Raw genomic sequence first — 20,511 nt, 5'->3', positions numbered from 1 at the left:
GCTCCTAGTCGAAGTCGTTGAACAACTCCGACAGCTTCTCCAGCCTGCCGATCACCTGCCCCTGGTGGCGGCCGGCGATCGTCAGCACGATGGCGTTGACGATCGCAAACGGGATCGTCGGTGTCTGAAATTCGCTGCCCGAGCGTCCCCTCGGCGCTGCAAGCATCAGATCGGCAGCGGGCTCCATCAGCGGCCCGACCAGATCGGAAACGAGGATCGAGGGCGCACCGACCCGTGTCGCATGCCGCATCAGCGGGGCGTAGCTTTGCGGCTGTTTGCGAAAGGCAAGCGCCACGATGAGGTCGCCTGCCTCCATGCTGACCAAGCGCTCGGCGATGTCCCGGCCGCGCCCCGTCAGCTGGATCGTGGTCATGCCGAAGCGATCGAGGCGACGCTGCAGGAAGCCGGCCACGGATTGCGCATGCCCCTGCCCGAAGATGAAGACGCGACGTGCGGAAAAAATCATGTCCGCGGCCCTGTCGATATCCGTCTGCTCGACGGACCGGGCGAGCGTTTCGAGCGCGCTGATCTCGGCCGCAATCAGATCGGTCAGGTAGTCGCCATGCTCGACCTTCGAGACCGAGCGGCGCATGCGGTTGGCCGCGTCCTGATCGTCCAGCACCTCGCGCTGCAGCTGCGCGCGAAGGTCCGGAAAGCCCTTGTAGCCGAGCTTCTGCGCCAGCCGGGTGGCGGTGGCCTCATGAACGGAGGCGCGCTGGGAAAGCTGCGGGCCCGACAGGAACGCGGCCTCCGCCCGGTTTTCCAGCATGGTGGTGATCAGCTTCTGATCCGCATCGGTAAGCCGCCTGGAATGCGTCTTAATGCGATCGAGTATCGTCATGACGTCCCCGCAAGTTCATTTGCAGGATCCATCGTTCCTGCAATTTTCCGTGCCGTCAATAATGGCAATGCAAGAATCTTTGCAAGGGTCTGCAATGGGTGATGCCTCCTGTCTGTAGATGGGGTCCCGGCCCTGCAGGTTACCGGCTAGACGCCCCAACAAACCTACCTGTGCGTGCTCCATGCAGGACAACCCGCAACCTGTGCATTTGCCCAACAGATTCTTTGCAAAGCACCGCAAACCGATGCCGCCGGCCGTGATTGCGCCGGACAAGCTCAGTCCCTCGAACGATTGCTCCTCCGAATTCGGCGCTCTCTCCACGCAACCCACACACGGCCTCAACGAATCCTGTGCCTGCCGGTTGCACCGCTGATTGCAGAGAAACTCCGAGAACCACCATGAGCGATCCCCAAACGACAGACCTTACCTTCGGCCCAACCCCGGGCAGCCGTCCCAGGAAACGGGAATGGGCGATCGGAGGCTTCAGCTGGCTTCTGACGAAACACATGTTTCTGGCGGTGACGGCCACCATTGGGGTGCTGACGTCGGGATCGTTCATTTACATGTACGTCCTCTATCTGACGCACCCCGACGCGGTCCTCGAGCCGGTCACCCTGTTCGAGCTCCTGGTTATGGCCGCAGTGCTCATCGTCAGCCTCATCATCGCTGCGATCATCGGCGGTCGCCTCAGCCACCGGATCGTGAACGCACTGGTGCTCATCCGCGATGCCGCAAAGGCGATCGCGATGGGAAATTTCTCCACCCGCGTGCCCGTTCGATCAAGACGACTGGGGGAGGTCGACGATGTGATCGACCATTTCAACCGGATGGCTGAACTGCTGGAGAACGCAGAGAAGGAGTTGCAGTACCAGAACAACGCCATTGCCCATGAGCTGCGAACGCCGCTGACGGTGCTGCGGGGCCGCCTGCAGGGAATGCGCGACGGCGTCTTCAAGCCAACCACTGAGCTTTACGATGGCTTGATCGGTCAGATCGATCACCTGACCGGCATCGTCGAGGACCTCCGCATCCTGGCGCTCTCGAATGTAGGGCGGCTGGAGCTCCGGTTGGAGCCAGGCGACATGGGCGAAGAGGTCGAGACCGCCGTAGCCGCGATGCTCGGCGAGTTCGAGAAGGCCGGGATGCCGGTATCGCTCAACCTCAGTCGGGCGCCGATGATGCTTGATCGCGGCAAAGTGCGACAGGCCTTGCTTGCGATCATGCACAATGCCACCCGCTATGCGTCCGGAAGCCGGCTCTCCATCGTGGCGAAGATGAGAGGTTCGGAGGCAATCTTCCAATGCCAGGATTCCGGCCCTGGTATGTCCGACGTCGACATCGAGCACGCGTTTGATCGGTTCTGGCGCGCGGATGACTCCCGATCCCGGGCGAGCGGCGGCAGCGGTCTCGGCCTGTCGGTGGTTCGCGCGATCGCCGAGGCCCATGGAGGTTCGGCCAGCGCGAAGCGAAACGAGTTCGGCGGCATGACCTTCGAAATCGCCTTGCCGACAGACTGCGGGAGCAGAGGCTCGCAAAGCGTACTCTCTCCATGAAAACCGGATGAACTCTGCGCGAAACCTGCAAGCAGATGAGGCAAACCGATCGCATTGAACGGGCCGGACCGGCCCGCGACAATAAAGGAAACGATCGATGACACTCAACTTCAAGACGGCCGCGCTTGCTCTGACCGTTGCCGCAACCGCTTCGACCGCACAGGCCGCTGATTTCAACAATTCGGGCGTCGACTTTGCCAATGTGGATCGTTGGACGGGGGCCTATGCGGGCGGCCACATCGGCACCGGCTCCTCGAACCGGAAGGGCAGCAAGAACAAGATCAACGGCGGCGTCCAGGTCGGCTACAATCAACAGTTCGGCGATTTCGTGGTCGGTGGTGAGATCGAGGCGGCGCGCGCCGGCGGCTTACAGTACCAGGTTGGCAAAGGCGGCGCCTTGCAGCAGACCTGGAGCGGTACGGCCAGGGCCAAGGCGGGCTACGCACTCGACAACGTGTTGCTCTACGGCACGGTGGGCGTCACCACCGCCCGCTTCGAGGGCAAGGGCACCGTAACCTCACGCGATCGCTGGCACACGGGCTGGACCTATGGTGCGGGCGCAGAGATGGGATTTACCGAAAACATCTCCGGCAAGGTCGAATATACTCAGACCCGCTTCAACGGCGTGGACTCCACGATCGGTGGCGTGAAGGGCTCGAACAATCTGGTCAATCACGCGATCAAGACGGGCCTGAACTTCCGCTTCTGATCTCGACACGCCCGGTTCTACTGTCCCCCTAGCACCGGTCGGGCGAGCAGCAACACTTCACCAACCGGCGGCGCCTCGGCAGGCGCAGACTTCCTCGCTTCGGGTATTCCGCGGTTCCGTACAGGGCGCACGGCTCTTTATCCGCTGCGCTCCACACTGGGGAGTTGCAAGATGTAGTCACTGGAACAGGCCGATCAACGCCCTGCCGTTGGCCGCCGCCAGCCGGGCATTGTCGCGGTCGTTCACCCGCCCCCGGGGACCACTGGAGAGTGAAATCTCCAGCGCCTCGGGGGGGACGGGACGAACGCCCGCCTAAGTCACGCGAGAAAATCGAGCTCGCGCCCAGCCCGGATCGGGTGAGTTACTCCTCGATGTCGACCTTGTCGAAGCGATGCGAGCCCAGAGGCTCCATCACGTAGTTCTTCACCTTTTTCGACATCGGCAGCACGACGGTGGAATGTGCGATCGGAACCCAGGGCGCCTGATCGCTGATGATCGCCTGGGCCTCTTCGTAGAGCTTCGTCCGCTCGCCCTGGTCCGAGCTGGCGCGGGCCTTCTGGAAGATCTCATCCAGCGGCTTGTAGCACCAGTTGGCATTGTTGCTGCCACCGACGCCTGAGCAGCTGAAGAAGTAGCTGAGCAGGTTGTCGGGGTCGCCATTGTCGCTCGTGCCGCCGAGGATGATGGCGCCGTCGCGCGCCTTGTCCCGCGACTTCTTGAGGTATTCGCCCCATTCGTAGGAGACGATCTCGACACCGATGCCGACCTTGGCAAGATCCGCCTGCATCAGTTCCGCGGCGCGGCGGGCATTCGGCATATAGGGGCGGCTGACGGGCATTGCCCAGATCTTCATCTTCAGATCCTTGACGCCGGCCTCGTCGAGAACCTTCTTGGCCGCTTCGGGATCGTAGCCATAGCCCTCGATCCCGCCGTTATAGCCCCACATCGTCGGCGGCAGGACGCTCTTGGCCATCTGGCCCATGCCCTGATAGACGGACTCGACGATCGCCTTGCGGTCGATCGCCATGTTGATGGCGCGGCGCACCTCCAGCTTGTCGAATGGCGCCACCAGGGTGTTCATCGCCAGATAGGAAACGTTGAGGCCCGGTTGCTCCATGACGTTGAGGTCCGGATTTGCCTTTAGCTTGGCGATATCGGCCGGTGCCGGATACGGAGCGATGTGGCATTCGCCCGCCTGAAGCTTCTGCATGCGGGTGGTCGGGTCGGTGGTGATCGCGAAGATGAGATTGTCGATCTTCGGCGCGCCATCCCAATAGTCGGCATTGGCGGCAAAACGGATCGCCGCGTCCTGCTGGTAATCGACAAAGCGGAACGGTCCGGTGCCGACCGGCTTGCGATCGAGGTCCTCGCGCCGCCCGTCTGCCGCCAGCTTGTCGGCATATTCCTTCGACACGATCGAGCCGAAGTTCAGCGCGAGCTTCGACGGCAGTGACGCATCCGGCTGGTTCAGTACGAACTTGACGGTCCTGTCATCGACCTTGACGATCTCCTTGATCGCCGCCGGCATCTCCATCGCGTTGAACATTTCCCAGTTCGCGCCGGCGAAATAGCTATGCCACGGATCGTCCTTGTCCATCTGGCGGTTGAAGGTGAAGAGCACGTCGTCTGCATTGAAATCACGCGTCGGCGTGAAATCGTCCGTCGTCTGGAACTTCACGCCCGCGCGCAGTTTCAACGTGTATTCGAGATTGTCGGCGGAAATGGTCCAGCTTTCGGCAAGGCCCGGGACGACATTCGTGGTGCCGGGCTCGAATTCTGTGAGGCGGTCATAGACCGTCTCGGCCGACGCGTCCCAGGTGCTGTTAGCCGAGTACAGTGCCGCGTCGAAGCCTTCCGGCGCGCCTTCCGAGCAATAGACGAGCGTCTTTGCCATGGCCGGCGTCAGCGCGGCGCCTGAAAGCATGGTGGCAGCGAAGAGCGTTACAAGGGTGTTGCGCGTCCGCGCGAATTTCACGTTCATTGGTCTGTCCTCCCTAAAGGAATGGAATGCGAGTGCCGGCGGATGGCGCCGGAAGGATCATTCGGCCCTGCCGGCCGTGGTGCCGAGCCCGCGGCCGGGGGTCCAGACCGGATCCGGCGTGGTCCAGAGCACGTCGTTGCGGATCAGCTTCACCAGTTCGCTCGCCTGCAGGTCGAGGAAACGCTCGCCCTTTTCAGCGGTTGCGCTGCGCGGATCGCCCCAGGTGCCGGTAACCGGCGCGCGCTCGGAGAAGGAATAGAAGCGCGACACGTCCGCCGGGACATCGACCGGGTGCTGCTGGTTACCGAAAGCCTGACCGAACATCTCGGTCTTTACCGCGTCCGGCACGATCGCCAGCATGACAGAGGCCTCACCTTCGCAGGCATGGTGGGCGCCGGTGTCGACTTCGAAGATTTTTGATGCCTCCTCCGTTGCCAGCATCCACGGCGTAGTCGCGACGATCGGCATGGCGAACTCGACCGCCAGTTCGCGCACGGCGACCGCCAGCGGATCCATGTTGCCGCCGTGACCATTGACAATGAACAGGCGCTGGAAGCCGAGCGTCTTCAGCGAGCGGACGATGCAGCGGAGGACGCGGCTCAGCGTATCGTAATCGAGCGTGATCGTGCCGCCGAAGGGCAGGTGATGTTCGCTCATGCCAGTCCACAAACCCGGAAGGACGGCGACCGGAATGTCATCGGCCACCAGCCGGGCAGCGCGGGTCGCGGCTGCCGATGCGCTCGCGGTATCGGTGATAACAGGCAGGTGCGGGCCGTGCTGCTCCAGCGAGCCGATCGGCAGGATTGCGAGCGCCCCGGGCTTGCCGGCAATTTCGCGCAGGCTCGGCGCGGTCATGCGCGCCCATTCAACTTCCTTGGTCATGTCAGGCCTCTTTCATGTCATCAAAGCAAATTCTGTTCGCCGCCTCGCCGGCGACACGCGCCGTCTGGCGTCCGCGGGCATCGACCCGCAGGGTCACCGCGCGCCCATCCGATTGCCGCAGGCTGACGAAAGGCGTCGAGCAGCGTTGGGTCAGTCAATCTCATCTCCGGCAAGCGGCGGGATCGCGAAAAGGCGGTCCCGATTGGCAAGCGCCGCCCGATGGCGGCGGCTACAAATTTGCACAGTCGGAAATATCAATCAAATTATTTTTCCTATAAGAAAATTATATTTCTCAAACTATCGAAATTGCGCATCAAATGGCACAGGCCGCACCGCGCCGTTCCGGCGGTTGGGCCGGCGGGCGCGGATCTGGCGCGTCGTCTGCGCTTTCACGTCTGCGCCAGGTGACACCTGACATGGCGGGCGCTCTCGCTCAGGCGCCGCAGCACCTGGCCCGCCTCGCAGCCGCCGCCAATCCGGTCGCACCTCTGCTTGTAGAAGCAGCCGTCCGGCAGATGGCGGTTGTTGGGAAGCTCGCCCGCACGCACCTGGGCAATATCCGGCAGCGGGCTCTCGAAGCTCGGCGCAGCCGCCAGAAGCGTCTGCGTGTAGGGATGGCGGGGATTGCGTAACACTTCGTCGGCCGGGCCGGATTCGACGATCTGGCCGAGATACATCACCGCGACGTCGTCGGAGAAATGGCGCACCAGCGCGACGTCGTGCGAAATCAGGAGATAGGTGAGCCCGCGCTCCCGCTGCAGCTTCAAGAGCAGATTGATGATCTGCGCCTGTACCGAGACGTCGAGCGCCGATGTCGGCTCGTCCAGCACCAGCAGCTCCGGGTCCGTGCTGATCGCGCGGGCAATGGCGATGCGCTGGCGCTGGCCGCCTGAAAACTCGTGCGGCAGGCGATCGAGGTGTTCCGGCCTCAGCCCGACGGCGACGGCCAGTTCCTCGGCCTTCTCATGCAGTTCGGCCCTGCTGTGCCCACCGCGAATGTGCAGCGGCTCGCTGATCAGCCGCCAGACCGGCAGGCGCCGGTCGAGCGAGGATTGCGGATCCTGAAAGACGATCTGCATCTTCTGCCGCAAGGCGCGCTTTTGTTTGCCCTGAGCCTTCTGAAAATCCTCGCCGTCGATCGCCACCCTGCCCTGTTCAAAAGGCGCAAGCCCGATGATCGCCTGGGCGAGCGTGCTCTTGCCGCAGCCTGACTCGCCGACGATGCCGAGGCTCTTGCCGGCGCCGACCTCAAGGGTCACGCCATTGACCGCATGCACATAAGACGTGGGCCGCCCCAACCAGTTGCGGGAGGCCGGGAAGCGGACATGGAGGTCGGAAACCTCGAGCACCGGCCGCGCTATCGTACCAACGCCTTCGGTCATTGCCGGCCTCCCTGCTCTACGAGTTCGGTCGCCGCACCGCGACGCCAGCAGGCGACCTGCTGGCCGCTGGCCCCCACCAGTTGCGGAGACTGGGTTCGACATTGTTCGACTGCTTCCTTGCATCGCGGCTGGAAGTAGCAACCCGCCGGTGGGTGGAGAAGGTTCGGCACAGCACCAGGGATCGCTTCGAGTTCCTGCTTCGGCGCGACCCGCTCCGGCAGGCAGCGCAACAGCGCCTGGGTATAGGGATGCTGCGGCGTTTCAAGGACCGTCCGCGTCGCGCCGTGCTCGACGATCCGCCCGGCATACATCACGTAGAGCCGATCGCAGAGCTGCGAGACGACGGCGACATTGTGCGAGATGAAGATGACTGACGTGCCTGTCCGGCGCGCCCGGTTCTGGATCAACCGCAGGATCACCGCCTGCACGGTAACATCGAGTGCAGTCGTCGGCTCGTCGGCGATGATCAGGCCGGGGTTGCAGGAAAACGCCATGGCGATCAGCACCCGCTGCCGCATGCCGCCGGAGAGTTCGAACGGATAGAGGTTCATGACCCGCTCCGGCTCGCCGATCAGCATGTCGGCAAGAATGTCCCGCGCCACGCGCCTTGCCTCGGCGAGACCTATTTCCTCGTGGCGCATGATGACGTCGGTCAGCTGCTTGCCGATACGGATCGTCGGGTTCAGCGCGTTCATCGGTTCCTGGAAGATGGTCGAGACCACCTTGCCGCGCAGGTCCTGCAACTGATTGTCGTCCATGGAAAGCGTGCTGTGGCCAAAGAGCCTGACGGTGCCACCGGTGATGCGGTAGCGTCCCTTGGGCAGGAGCCCCGTTGCCGCCATCGTCGTCACCGACTTGCCGCAGCCGGATTCGCCGACAATACCGACAATCTCGGCCTTGCCGACGCTGATCGTGACATCGTCGAGCGCTTTGACGGCGCCGCTGAAGGTTGGAAACTCCAGCGAGAGATTGTTGATGGCCAGCGCCTGGCCGCGTGGTTCTGCCGTTCCCATCGTCATCATCTGCCCCTCAAGCGCGGGTCGAGCATATCGCGTATGCCGTCGCCGACGAGATTGCACCCCATGGCCGTGATCAGGATCGCCAGGCCCGGGAAGGTCGCGTACCACCATTGGTCGAGCATGTAGCTGCGGCCGCTGCTGACGAGCGCGCCCCATTCGGCGGTCGGCGGCTGCGCGCCGAGGCCGATGAAGCTGAGGGCGGCTGCAATCAGCACGACGCCGCCGAGATCGAGGGTCGCCTGGACGATGATCGGCGACATGGCGTTTGGCAGGATATGCCAGCGCAGGATGTAGAACGGCGAGGCGCCAAAGGTGCGCGACGCCTTGACGAAGACCTGCTCGCGCAGCGACAGCGTCTGGCCGCGGGCGAGGCGCACATGGGCGGGGATGCGTACGATCGCGACCGCCAGCATCGAATTGAACAGGCTTGGGCCAAGAGCCGCGGCCAGCGCCATGGCGAGCACCAGCGCCGGCAGGGCGAGCACGACATCCATCAGCCGCATGATGGCGGTATCGACCCGACCGCCGACGACGCCCGAGAAGCAGCCGATCAGCACCCCGACCGACATCGAGATCAGGACGATCATGAAGGCGGCGCCGCAGGAGGCCCTTGCCCCAAAGATCACGCGCGAGAACAGGTCGCGGCCGACCTCGTCGGTGCCGAACCAGTGCGCCGCACTCGGTGGCAACAGGCGCGCCGTCAGCGACACCTTGTCCGGATTGTAGGGCGCGATCACGGGTGCGGCGACGATCATCACGAGGACAAGCAGGATGATCGCGACGCCGACCATCGTCAGCGGGCTGCGGCGGCTGAGGTACCAGAAATAGCGCAGCCGCTCGGAAAAGGACTTGGTCCTGCGCATTGCTGCATTCGACGCGGCAGGCTCTGTCGGCATGACGGCGGACATGATCAGACCTCCCTGATCTGCGGGTCGGCGAGCATGTAGGCGAGATCGACCAGGAGGTTGATCAGCACGTAGCCGATGGATGCGACGATGGTGAAACCCATGATCGCGGGGAAATCGAGGGTCTGGATCGACGTCACGACATAGGTGCCCATGCCCGGCCAGGCGAAGATCGTCTCGGTCAGCACCGCGCCATAGAGCAGATCGCCGAGCGCCAGCCCGAGCAGCGTGATCGAGGGGATGAGCGCGTTTCTGAGCGCATAGTTGAAGATGATCATGCCCTTGCGCAGGCCGCTGGCGCGCGCTGTCCGGATGTAGTCTTCCTGCAGCACGTCGAGCATCGAGGCGCGGATCTGGCGCGTGATCACGCCCATATTGGCAAAGGCGAGCACGAAGCCCGGCAGGATGATGTGGTAAAGGGCGCTGCGGAATGCGTCGAAACGGCCCTGCAGCAGCGAATCGATCAACAGGAATCCGGTGATGCGCTCCGGTGTCGCGATGCCCATGGCCAGGCGTCCGCTGCCGGGCAGGATCTGGAATTTCGCATAAAAGACGTAGATCAGGATCAGGCCGAACCAGAAGACTGGCATCGAGATGCCGCAGACCGAGACCGTGCGTGCCACCTGATCAATTGGACCATCCTTGTAGACGGCCGAGAGCACACCGAGCGGCACGCCGAGACAGATCGCGATGAAAAGCGCGACCACGCCGAGCTCCAGCGTCGCCGGCAGGAAGGTGCGGATATCGGCCGCGACGGGGCGATTGGTCCTGAGCGACGTGCCGAGATCGCCCTGAAGCAGATTGCCGATATAGATGGTGAATTGTTCGACGACCGGCCGGTCGAGACCGAGATTGCGCCTGACATTTTCAAGCGTCTCGGCGCTTGCCCTGTCGCCCGCGATCATGCGCGCCGGATCACCGGGAATGAGATGCGAGATCGTGAAGGTGATGACCGCGACCCCCAGCACGACGAAAAGCAAGAGGATCAGACGCGGAAGAATGATGCGGGTGATTGCCATGGACGTCAGCCCTTCCGGCAGGGGAACCCCGGCCTAGCTTGGGAAACGAAGAACCCCTGCCGCCACGGCCGGGGGCCGGCGGCAGGCGTTCCGTGGAATGCGGTCGGCCGAGCGAAGCTTGACCGTTCCTCCTCACTCCGTCTTCGACATCGTTCCGAAGTTGTAGACCTGGATCAGCATCGGATTGTAGACATAGCCCTTCACCGCGGCGCGGCGGGCGAAGATGTCGTTCTTCTCCATGATGTAGAGATATGGCGCGTCGTCAGTCGAAAGCTTCTGCGCCTCGATATAGAGAGCCTTGCGCTTTGCTTCGTCGACGATCGAGGCTGCCTCTTGGACGAGACCCGTCACCTTGCTGTTGTTGTAGAAGGAACGGTTGCCCGGACCGCCCATCTTACCGGCGTCGAACCAGTAGTTCATGAACATGTAGGGGTCGGCGAAATCAGGCGTCCAGGCGCCGGGCGCCATGTCGAACTTGCCGTTGGCGACCAACTCGCGCTTCGTCGTGTCGGCGACCGCCTGCAGATCGAGCTTGACGCCGATTTCTGCGAGAGAGGCTTGCAGCGCCAGACCAACCGGTTCCCAGGCAGGATCGGCCTGCGAGAAGGTATAGGTCAAATGGATGTCGCCCTTGCCGGATTCGGCAAGTAACGCCTTGGCCTTCTCGATGTCGTAGCTGTACTGGAAACCCTGGGGATCATGCCCCCACATGCCGCTCGGCACGGCGCCGCGCATCTGCTTGGCCTGACCGAGCATGATGCCGTCGATGATGCCCTGGTAGTCGACCGCATAGGAGATCGCCTGACGCACCTTGGCGTCGTCGAGCGGCGGCTGGCGATTGTTCATGTAGATGTAGTTCACATACATGCTCGGATTGCTCTCGACGACGACGGAGGCATCCTTCTGCAGCGCTTCGGCCTGATCGAGCGGGATCTGTTCGATGATGTCGGCATCGCCGTTGGTCAGTTGAAGGCGACGCGCCGACACGTCGCCGACAATGCGGAGCACGACTTGTTTCAGCGCCGGCTTGGCGCCTGCATAATGTTCGTTGCTGTCGAGCACGATGCTCTGGTTGCGCTCCCAGGAAGCGATGCGATAGGGACCGCTGCCGGCCGTATGCTCGGCGAGCCAGGCCTTCGCCATATCGCCGTCCTTCTCATGCTCCATCACCTTTGGATTGATGATCGCAGCGCCGGAGACGGCAAGCGTGGAAATGAACGGCGCAAACGGCGCGGTCAGGTGAAACTTTACGGTTTGCGGGTCGACGACCTCGACCTCCTTCAAGACCGGGAACGCGTCGGAGGGGCCAGCCTTCAGCTTCATCAGCCGGTCGAAGCTGAACTTGACGGCCGCGGCATCGACCGGCGAGCCGTCATCAAACTTGTGGCCGGCCGCAATCTTGAAGGTCCAGACGAGACCGGCATCGTCGGCAGTCCAGCTTTCGGCGAGTTCCGGCCCGACTTCCGTCGAGGCGCCCTTGTAGGCGACGAGCCTTTCATAGGCGGCATAAGTGAGCGTGTAGCCGCTGTTGCTGATCTCAATGCCTGGATCGGCTGTCGGCGGATCTTCCGCGCGCGCCAGCACCAGCACGTCCTGCGCAGCAATCGCGCCGGAAAGCGGCGTCGATGCCAGAAGCAATGCAATGCCGATCGATTTCCACTTGGAACCGTTCATCTCGTCGTCCTCCCCAGAACCGCGGCGTGCGATGCCCTCCCGGCACCCACCGCAGTCCTAGACTAGGAAACGATTTTCCTAAGTGCAATATTTTTTCTTATCGTATTTGTTTTTTAGTTTCGATCAGTTTTTGAGCTTGATCGTCTGCGCGTTTGCCAGCGTGGAGACCAATTCGGTTTCCGGGGTCGAGCAAACGCATAATATCTGCGCCGGCTCCTCGCTGACGCTCAAATAGGCGTGTCCCATCATGGCGTCGAAGTAGCAGGAATCACCCTTCTTCAGCCGAAGGGGCGCGTAGATCTCGGTGTGAAGTTCCAATTCACCGTCGAGGACGTAGAAGAATTCCTCGCCCTTGTGGCGGATGAGCGGTCCGAATTCCTCGAGCGTGCGCGCCCGTGCCATCGCCAGGATCGGGACCATCGACTTCTTGGAAATCTCCGTGCAAACATAGAGATAGTCGTAGTTCTGCGTGACGATCTCCCGACCGTCTCCGGATTTGGTATAGGTGCGCCGCCCCATCATGTTGGGGACGTCTTCCGCGCCCGTCATGGTCCCGAAAAGCTCGACGATGTCGACCTTCAGGCCCTGGGCAAGCTGGATCAAGCGGTCGTAGGTGAGCTGCATCTGGTTGTTCTCGACCTTGGAAAGGGTCGAGACCGCAAGCCCGGTCATGGAGCTGACTTCGGCCAAGGTCCAGCGGTTGCGGTTGCGAATATCCTTGAGGATCTCGCCGAGGCTGGATTTCGCGTCGGTCATCGTTGGCGTCTCCATTTGCCTGCCGCCATCGAAGTGCTCGCCGGTTCTCGCCCGCCCGCAACACAGAATCCGATTGGCATGATAGGAAAACCATTTCCTATAATACGTGGCCGAAAGCAACATCGTGTTGAGGGCAATCCCTGCCCCACAACCACTTGCAGCGTTTCGAAGCCCGCCTACTCCGCAAACGGGTTGGCGACCCTTGGCCAATAGGGGCGCTTCAGCTTGGTGAAAGCCAGATCCTCGAATGTCGGCTGCAAGGCGCCTGGCGCACTGACGTAAAGAATGTCACGCGCGATCGGTTCGAAGCCGGCACGGAAGTGGTTGCTGGATTTCACCACGACGATCTTCTTTTGCGCGGGGTCGAGGCCAAGCGCTGTCATGCATTCCGGATGGAAGGTCTGCGTGCGCACTGTGTTGATCACGATGTCGATGCTGCCGGAAGACACCCACACGGCATCGCCGATGGCAAGCGGCGTCGGCCCGAAGCGCTGGGTGATGCCGGACGCGACGCGCCGGACCGTCACCGTCAGGTCGAGCGGGTCGCCGGATGCAGGCCCGACCTTGCCGCCGATCCTCAGCGCCAAAGTGGCCCCTTCCCCCGCCTCGCGGCACATGCGAACCGCAATCGGATCCCAATAGAGGCAGGAGGCCACGTCTTCGATGCCGCGCTCGATGATACGACGCAGGATGAAGGTCGAGTCTCCAGGCGCGCCTCCGCCGGCATTATCCGAAACATCGGCAAGTACGATCGGACCGCTTGTCGCGGCAACGGCCCGGTCCAGCGCCGCGTCGATCCCGAGATAGTCTCCCCGCATCTGTTCGCGCGCCTCGAATATCTCGCGAGCGAAGGAGCGGGCGATACGCGCGGCTTTTTCCGGATCGTTGTCGGTCACAACAAGCATCTTGGCACCGACATCCTCGACATCGCCCCAGGGGAAGCCGTGACCGAAGGAGACCGAGAGCACACCGTCCTGCCCTTCCATCGCCTTCATGCGGTCAACGATGCCACGCAAGGGCGCGCGATGCGGGTGGAAGGTGTTGATCATGCGGCAATCATGCATGCCCATGGCCGGCTTCACTTCGCCCGCAAGTGTGCGCTCCATCAACCGGAACAATTGTTCCGCAACCTCTTCGATGTCGGTGTGCGGATATTCCTTGTAGGTGGCGATCATGGTCGCATTGGCCAGCATGCGTTCGGTGATGTGGCAGTGCAGGTCGAGTTCGGCCGCAACCGGCACTTCCGGCCCGACCACCTGCCGGATATGCGCAAGCAGATCGCCTTCGACATCGTCGTAACCGTCGGCGACGCAGGCACCGTGCAGAGCGAGCATGACAGCGTCAACCGGCATCGCGGCCTTGAGATCGTCGAGAATGGTGGCGCGGAAACTCTCATAGACCGCTCGCGTGGTCCTACCGCCGGGCTCGGCCACGGCGCACAGGCTCTCCACCACATCCCAGCCTTTTTCTTGCGCGGCATTGCGCCAGACGAACAATTGCGAAGAGCAGCAGTTGAGCGGCTTGCCGGTAGCATCGCCATAGGCGATCAGGTTTTCGCGGAAGGCCTCGATGCCGGTCTGCATGGGCGAAAAGGTGTTGGTCTCCGTATCCAGCCCCGCGATGAAAAGTTTCATTTTCGCCTCTCGCCTATCAAGAAAGATATTTTCTAATCATAAAACTATGTTTATCGTCGGAAAGTCAAATGCATTATCCGCGCCCTTGCGCGGCTGACCGGGGAGACAGGAATGCGCATCTATATTTCCGCTGACATCGAAGGGATAGTCGGGGTCGTGAGCCGCGACCAGCTGATGCCCGAAGGTTTCGAGTACGAGAACGCCCGGCGCTGGATGACGGACACCGTGGTTCACGCCTGCGAAGCTGCGCACGAGGAAGGCGTCGAGGAGGTCATCCTCAGCGATTCCCATGGAAATGGCGAGAGCATCCTGATCGACCGCCTGCCCGACTACGTACAGGTCGTGCGCAGCTGGCCGCGGCCGCTGATGATGATGCAGGGCGTCGAACTCGGTTCCTTCGTCGGCGCGATGCTACTCGGCTACCATGCCGGCGCAAGCCATGCGAGCGGCGTGCTATCCCACACGATCGGCGGCACCGCCTTTGCCGAAGTGCGGATCAACGGCGTGGTCATGCCGGAGGCCGGCATCAACGCCGCCATCGCCGGGCATTTCGATGTCCCGGTGCTGCTCGCATCCGGAGACAACGTTGCCCTCGACGAAATCAAGGAGCGGATCGGCGACATCGTGACGGTGCCGGTCAAGCAAGTCTACAGCACGCAATCGGCGATCACATTGACGCCCGCCGTCGCCCATCGCCGCATCCGCGAGGGCGTCAAGAAGGCATTGTCGAGGGCCGGTTCGGCAAAGCCGTTCAAGTTGGAGAACCCCGTCCTTGAGATCGTCTTCCGCAACCGCCTTCCGGCCGAATATCTTTCCTATCTCAAGGGCGTCGAACGCACCGACGGCTACACGATCCGCTACCAGGGTGACGACATGGTCGACGTCTCGCGTTTCATCCAATTCGTGGTCGGCTACAATTCCCGCCTCACCTTCTGACGAGCATTTCCGCGGAACCAATCCATGACCACCTCTATCGTCCTCGGCGCCGGCATGGTCGGCGTCTCCACAGCGCTCGCTTTGCAGGAAACCGGGCACCAGGTGGTGCTTATCGACCGCAAGGCGCCGGGCCGGGAAACCAGCTTCGGCAATGCCGGCATCATCCAGACCGAGGCCGTCGAACCCTATGCTTTCCCCCGCTCCTTGGCCGAGATCGTGCGGGTGGCACTGAAGCGTGGCAACGATACGGACTGGCGGCTCGGCGACATGCCGCGGCTGGCCGGACCGCTCTGGCGCTATTTCACGCAATCGGCGCCGGCGACTTATGCGAGAACCGTAGCGGCCTACTCGAAACTGGCGCTGCGGGCGAGCGACGATCATGCGCGCTTCATCGAACCCGCCAATGCCGGCGACCTGATCGTTCGCGAGGGTTGGCGCGCGGTCTACCGTTCGCCAGGAAAGCTCGATGCGGCTGTCGCGACCGCCGAGCGTCTGAAACGGGAATACGGCGTGCCGTCGGACGTGCTTACCTCCGACGAGCTTGCGGCAAGCGAGCCTGCGCTCAAAAGCCGGCTGGCGGGCGCAGTCCATTGGACCTCACCCTGGACCTGCCGTGATCCGGGCGACCTGGTCTCGCGCTACGCCGCGCTCTTCGTCGCCCGCGGCGGCAAGGTCGCCCAGGGCGATGCCATGTCCCTGCAGCAGACCGGCGCGGGCTGGCGGGTCCTGTCGGAGGGTGGCAATCTCACGGCTGAAAACGCGGTCGTCGCCCTGGGGCCGTGGTCGCCGATGCTTTTGGCGCGGTTTGGCTATCGTGTCCCCATGGTGTTCAAGCGCGGCTACCACTGGCACTTTGGCGGCAAGGAAGGCCCACGCATTTCGATGCTGGACATCGACAGCTCCGCCTTGATCGCCCCGATGAACGCGGGGTGGCGGGTTTTGACCGGCGCGCACCTGGCGCCGCTCGGCACCGCCCCGGCATCCCGACAGATACGACACGCTGTCAGCGCCGCACGAACGCTCTTTGCACTCCGCGACCCCATCGAAGCAGCGCCATGGTCGGGTACCCGTCCCTGCATGCCCGATATGCTTCCCGTCGTCGGGCCCAGTCGTCACAAGGGCCTGTGGTTCCATTTCGGCCATGGGCACCAGGGCTTCACCCTGGGGCCGACGACAGCACTTCTCCTGGCCGAGCAGGTTGCCGGGGATCGCAACAATCCGCTGGCCCTGCCCCTGTTGCCGTCGACCCGAGACTGGGCATAGCCGAACGTCAGGGCCCGGTCATTGGCGCACGGTCGAAAATGTGCGGTCGGCCAGCCGCGGCAGCATGAGCCGGAAGGCGACGCTGCGGGCGCTTTGGAACAGGATCAGCGCGATCCACAGTCCGTCATTGCCGAAGACCGGCTGCAGGATCGCCCAGGCGGCAAAGTAGATCACCAGCGAGGCGACCATCAGATTTCGCATCTGCCGCGACCAGGTGGCGCCGATATAGACGCCATCCATCTGGAAGGCGACGATACCGAAGATCGGAAGGGCGGCGACATAGGGCAGGTACGCGTGTGCAAGTGCTGACACGCTTTCCGACGGGGCGGTGATGCCGATCACCCAGTCGCCGGCCACAAAGAGACAGAGCGCGACGAGCCCGGCAAAGACGAAGCCCCATACCGTGGTCAAACCAACAGCACGGTCGAACGCCGGCCGGTAGCGCGCGCCGACGGCTCGTCCGGCCAGTTGCTCCGCCGCCGTTGCCACCCCGTCGAGAAAGGCGACGCCGAAGAAATAGAAGCGCAGCAGGATCGTATTGGCCGCAAGGACTTCGATGCCGAGCATGCCGCTTTGGCGGGTGAAGAAGGAAAGCCCGATCAGAAGCGCGAAGGAGCGGATCATCATGTCGCCGTTGACCGAAAAGGCGCGGCGGAACGCCGTCAGATCCGGCAGGTTCCACGCGCTCCGGTCGGTCTTTGCCCAGATGAGGTAGAGCCCCGCCAGTGCCGTGACGGCTTCGGCAACGAGAGAGGCGGCAGCAACGCCCGCCACGCCCCAGCCGAGACCGAGGACCCAGTGTACGCTCAAGCCGGCGTTCAGCGCATTGAGCAAGGTTTGCAGGATCATGCCCCAGAGCGCATCGCCACGCCCGATGATCCAGCCGAAAACCACGAAATTGAAGAGGACGAAGGGCGCCGACCACACCCGCCAGGCGAAATAGGTGGCGGCCGCTTCGGCGACCTTGCCTTCCGCGCCCATCGCGGCAAGGCCAAGCGCGCCGATCGGCTTTTGAAGCAAAAGCAGTGCCAGCCCCGCCACGATCGCGATGATGAGGCCGCTTGCGAGCATGCGCTGCTCTTCGCGCCGGTCACCGGCGCCGAGCGCCTGGGCCGTAAAACCCGTGGTCGCCCCGCGCAGGAAGTTGAAGGTGACGAAGATGACGTCGAAGATGACGGTCGAAAGCGCCACGCCGCCGATCAGGGTCTCGTCGCGCAACTGGCCGATGACGCCGGTTGCGACGAGCCCGACAAGCGGGCTCGACAGATAGGCGATCATCATCGGCAACGCGATGCGAAGCACGTCGCGATGCGCGATGTCGAAGGGACGGACCGTGACCGCAGCGTGATCGGAAGCGTGTTTCACTCAATCCAGCCGGTGTGGTTCGCCGAGCGTATGCATCAGCCGATTGGCCCAGCCGAAGATTGCAACCGCGTGGATAAGGTCGAGGATCTGCAGGTCGTCGAGGCCGATCTCGCGCAGATGGTAGAACTGGTAGGCGCCGACATTGTCGGGATGCGCCGTCAGGTCGACGCCGAAATTGAACAGCGCCTGCTCGAATTCCGGCAGGTTCGCGTCAAGGCCGCTGTCATAGATCTCGTCCACCACCTCCGGCCGCTTTTCGAGCTGGATGTAGCGCGCCGCATGAACCGAGGCGCAATAGATGCAGCGGTTGACGAAGGATGCGGCAAGCGCGCCGATCTCCCGGCCACCGCGCGACAGCCCGCCCTCGCTATACATGATGTCGTTGAAAAGCGGCGTGCGCTCCTTCAGGGTTTCCGGCTCGTTGGCGAGAACCAGTACATAGTCCGAAATCTTCTTGTTGGACGGCGTGATCTTCAGCGCGTCGAGCTGTTCGGGTGTGGCTGTCTCAACATCGACCGGCTTGACATAGGGCTTCCAGTCGAGCGCTTCGACGGTGAATTCGTGCACGGGTTGCGACATCTCAGTTGTCCCTCAGCATCTTGAGGCCGGCCGTAACCAGCACCTGATAGTTCACGAAGGCGATCAGGCCGGCGAGCGTGACAATGTCCCGGTCGTCGAGACCTGCGGCGGCGAGCTTTTCGATGTTGGTGCGCGTCGCCTCCTTCGGCGAAAGCGTGACGAGATCGACATGGGCGAGGATCGCCTGAAGGCGGGGGTCTTCGATGCCGTTGCCAGGATCGGCAATAGACGCCAACGCGGAGCCCTCGTCCTCGCGTTCGAGCAGCGCCCGGAAATGCGCGGAAAGCTCCTGCGACTTCCAGAGTGCCGCCATGCGCGCAGCAAGGGCTGCTCGGAGCGCATAGGAGAAGTTGCGCGGATCGGCTGGGCGAAGGGCAGCCTGATAGCTCGTCTGGCTCAACTGCTTCAGCTTCGCCCGCTGTTCGCGCAGCGCCTGAAGATCCGGGAAGCGATCGAGCCCGAGAACGGTGTCGATCACATCAGCTGTCGATGGAGAGGTCATTGATTTTCCTGTCATCTGAAACGCGGGAGGTTCAGGCCGTCTTCTGTGCCGGCGTCGGCGCGTCGGCATCCACCCATTCGGTCCCGTCGAGCTCCGGCTTTTCGTAGGCGATTAGCGCTTCCCAATGGTAGTCGACGTCCCGAATGAAGAGCGAGGCCGCGACCCCGCGCGCCAACCAGAGCGCACCCTCGCTGATGGCCGGAATGTCGCCGCTGACCTTGCCGACGCTGACGGAGGCGCCGTAGTTGAAGCAATGGATGTCCTTCAGCCAGGGGGCTGTTCCCGGCTCCTTCTCGGTGAAGGAGAAGTCTCCGCTCAGCCAGGGGAAGCGCCCGAGCCCGGGGTTCTCTTCGCCCGGTGGCGGCGCGTATCGGTCATCCCAGCAGGCGATCTGGTCCTGATGGGGGGCAAGCTCGCTGCGGCTCAGCGGATCGATCGAGAACCCAGTGCCGAGGATGACGAAGTCGGTGCGGAAGATGCGGCCGTTCGTCGTGGTGATAACGACCTCGCTGCCCTCTTCCCTCATCGACCGGATGCCGCAGTCGAAATGGAAGTAGGCGTTCGGGTGCCGGCTGACGCGCAGCGTCGAATTGTGTGGTGCCGGCGTCTGCTGCTTGGCCGCATAGTCCATCAGCCGCCAACGCCATTCCGGCGAGATCTCGGCAAAGCCTGCGGTCACACCATAAGAGCCGATGCCCATCAGCTTGTTGACCGTCGGCATTTCCTTGCGGCGGGCGAGAAGCCGCACCTCCCCTGCCCCTTGCTCCAACGCCTCGGCGGCATTGTCGACCGCCGAAGCACCGACACCGATGACGACGACGCGCTTGCCCTTCAGGCGATCGAAGTCGATCTCGTCGGCCGAGTGCGCCCAGGACTTGTGCCGCTCCATGCCCTTGACGAAATCCGGAATGGTCGGCTCGCCGAGCCCATCGCGGCCCGTCGCCATCACCAGCTTGCGGGTGATGATCGACGGTTTTGCACCGCCGGCGATTTCAAGTTCCAGCAGTCCATCGGGGCGCGGCACGACGCGGGTGACATGCGTGTCGTTTTCGACCGGAATGTCCATGACATCGCGATACCAGCGCAGGTAATCCATCCACATAGGCCGCGGGATGCGAAAGAGCTCCTCCCATTCCGCTTCACCATGAAGCGCTGTGAACCAGGCGCGGAAGCTGAGTGACGCAACGCCCAGTGCCGGGCCGAGAAGGATCTTCGGCGAGCGCAGCGTCTCCATGCGTGCATAGGTGACCCAAGGGCCCTCGAAACCCTTCGGAGCGCGGTCGACGATGCGCAGATTGGCAATGCCGGCACGCGTCAAGGCATGCCAAGCAACGAGCCCGCACATGCCGCCGCCGATCACGACCACATCGCTGACGTCATCGCCCGCCGCAGTCGTCACCGGCTTCGACCAGTTGGCCGGCGGATAGTTGAGGTAGCTCAGGTCCTGCCTTACCCGCGCATTGAGCGCGGCAAGCCGTTGCTGCTTTTGACTGTCGGTCATCCCCGATCTC

18 protein-coding genes are annotated in these 20,511 nt (G+C 62.9%); 4 read left to right on the top strand and 14 right to left on the bottom strand.

Going from position 1 to position 20,511, the window contains the following annotated elements; translation table 11 throughout:
• Positions 1–4 precede the first annotated feature (4 nt).
• Entirely contained in the window at positions 5–841 is an 837-nt protein-coding gene (locus IB279_RS16790) for a MurR/RpiR family transcriptional regulator (RefSeq protein ID WP_063891251.1), read from the bottom strand.
• 506 nt (positions 842–1,347) lie between these two features.
• Here IB279_RS16790 and IB279_RS16785 point away from each other — a divergent pair.
• Both IB279_RS16785 and IB279_RS16780 read left to right on the top strand, forming a co-directional pair.
• On the top strand, positions 1,348–2,394 hold the full coding sequence (locus IB279_RS16785) for an ATP-binding protein (RefSeq protein ID WP_192339369.1): 1,047 nt from the start codon (positions 1,348–1,350) through the stop codon (positions 2,392–2,394).
• Positions 2,395–2,491: 97 nt separating this feature from the next.
• Entirely contained in the window at positions 2,492–3,103 is a 612-nt protein-coding gene (locus IB279_RS16780) for an outer membrane protein (RefSeq protein WP_090301904.1), read from the top strand.
• A gap of 361 nt (positions 3,104–3,464) precedes the next feature.
• Here IB279_RS16780 and IB279_RS16775 read toward each other — a convergent pair whose 3' ends face one another.
• The 9 genes from IB279_RS16775 to IB279_RS16735 all read right to left on the bottom strand — a co-directional run bounded on the left by IB279_RS16775 (position 3,465) and on the right by IB279_RS16735 (position 14,355).
• On the bottom strand, positions 3,465–5,084 hold the full coding sequence (locus IB279_RS16775) for an ABC transporter substrate-binding protein (protein ID WP_082566483.1): 1,620 nt from the start codon (positions 5,082–5,084) through the stop codon (positions 3,465–3,467).
• 57 nt (positions 5,085–5,141) lie between these two features.
• The gene (locus IB279_RS16770; RefSeq protein ID WP_110819860.1) at positions 5,142–5,966 is read right to left on the bottom strand and encodes a creatininase family protein; all 825 of its coding nucleotides are present in this window, start codon (positions 5,964–5,966) and stop codon (positions 5,142–5,144) included.
• Between the two features lie 389 nt (positions 5,967–6,355).
• Entirely contained in the window at positions 6,356–7,348 is a 993-nt protein-coding gene (locus tag IB279_RS16765; protein ID WP_192339368.1) for an oligopeptide/dipeptide ABC transporter ATP-binding protein, read from the bottom strand.
• Positions 7,345–8,370, bottom strand: coding sequence for an ABC transporter ATP-binding protein (locus IB279_RS16760; RefSeq protein ID WP_082584699.1), 1,026 nt, complete (start codon positions 8,368–8,370; stop codon positions 7,345–7,347). The genes IB279_RS16765 and IB279_RS16760 overlap by 4 nt, the downstream gene beginning before the upstream one ends.
• Positions 8,367–9,275 (bottom strand): D,D-dipeptide ABC transporter permease, encoded by a 909-nt coding sequence (gene ddpC / locus IB279_RS16755; protein ID WP_246801962.1) that lies wholly within the window; start codon positions 9,273–9,275, stop codon positions 8,367–8,369. Before ddpC ends, IB279_RS16760 begins: the two co-directional genes overlap by 4 nt.
• Before the next feature lie 2 nt (positions 9,276–9,277).
• Positions 9,278–10,291: an ABC transporter permease gene (locus tag IB279_RS16750; protein WP_034801824.1), complete on the bottom strand. Its 1,014-nt coding sequence runs from the start codon at positions 10,289–10,291 to the stop codon at positions 9,278–9,280.
• A 132-nt stretch (positions 10,292–10,423) separates the two neighbouring features.
• Entirely contained in the window at positions 10,424–11,965 is a 1,542-nt protein-coding gene (locus IB279_RS16745) for an ABC transporter substrate-binding protein (RefSeq protein WP_034801826.1), read from the bottom strand.
• Between the two features lie 123 nt (positions 11,966–12,088).
• A complete protein-coding gene (locus IB279_RS16740; RefSeq protein WP_060584582.1) occupies positions 12,089–12,721 on the bottom strand; it encodes a helix-turn-helix domain-containing protein in 633 nt (210 codons plus the stop codon).
• Positions 12,722–12,897: 176 nt separating this feature from the next.
• Entirely contained in the window at positions 12,898–14,355 is a 1,458-nt protein-coding gene (locus IB279_RS16735) for a M81 family metallopeptidase (RefSeq protein WP_113187406.1), read from the bottom strand.
• 111 nt (positions 14,356–14,466) lie between these two features.
• Here IB279_RS16735 and IB279_RS16730 point away from each other — a divergent pair, with 111 nt between their 5' ends.
• Both IB279_RS16730 and IB279_RS16725 read left to right on the top strand, forming a co-directional pair.
• The gene (locus IB279_RS16730) at positions 14,467–15,291 is read left to right on the top strand and encodes a M55 family metallopeptidase (RefSeq protein ID WP_113187407.1); all 825 of its coding nucleotides are present in this window, start codon (positions 14,467–14,469) and stop codon (positions 15,289–15,291) included.
• A gap of 24 nt (positions 15,292–15,315) precedes the next feature.
• Positions 15,316–16,554 (top strand): FAD-binding oxidoreductase, encoded by a 1,239-nt coding sequence (locus IB279_RS16725; RefSeq protein ID WP_113187408.1) that lies wholly within the window; start codon positions 15,316–15,318, stop codon positions 16,552–16,554.
• 18 nt (positions 16,555–16,572) lie between these two features.
• On the opposite strand, the gene IB279_RS16720 is transcribed toward IB279_RS16725, so the two are convergent.
• Genes IB279_RS16720 through IB279_RS16705 form a run of 4 tightly spaced genes read right to left on the bottom strand, consistent with a single transcriptional unit; the run spans position 16,573 to position 20,501 of the window.
• Positions 16,573–17,919 carry an MATE family efflux transporter gene (locus IB279_RS16720; RefSeq protein WP_060529779.1) on the bottom strand — a complete coding sequence of 449 codons (1,347 nt, stop codon included), beginning with the start codon at positions 17,917–17,919 and terminating at the stop codon, positions 16,573–16,575.
• A complete protein-coding gene (locus tag IB279_RS16715; RefSeq protein ID WP_113187409.1) occupies positions 17,920–18,498 on the bottom strand; it encodes a peroxidase-related enzyme in 579 nt (192 codons plus the stop codon).
• Between the two features lies 1 nt (position 18,499).
• Positions 18,500–19,000 carry a CMD domain-containing protein gene (locus IB279_RS16710; protein WP_113187410.1) on the bottom strand — a complete coding sequence of 167 codons (501 nt, stop codon included), beginning with the start codon at positions 18,998–19,000 and terminating at the stop codon, positions 18,500–18,502.
• Between the two features lie 31 nt (positions 19,001–19,031).
• Positions 19,032–20,501, bottom strand: coding sequence for an NAD(P)-binding domain-containing protein (locus IB279_RS16705; protein WP_113187411.1), 1,470 nt, complete (start codon positions 20,499–20,501; stop codon positions 19,032–19,034).
• Positions 20,502–20,511 lie beyond the last annotated feature (10 nt).

Origin of the sequence: Ensifer sp. ENS06 (genome assembly GCF_014852205.1) — a bacterium.
Lineage (GTDB): Bacteria > Pseudomonadota > Alphaproteobacteria > Rhizobiales > Rhizobiaceae > Ensifer > Ensifer adhaerens.
This window is presented reverse-complemented; position numbering and strand designations above follow the sequence as displayed.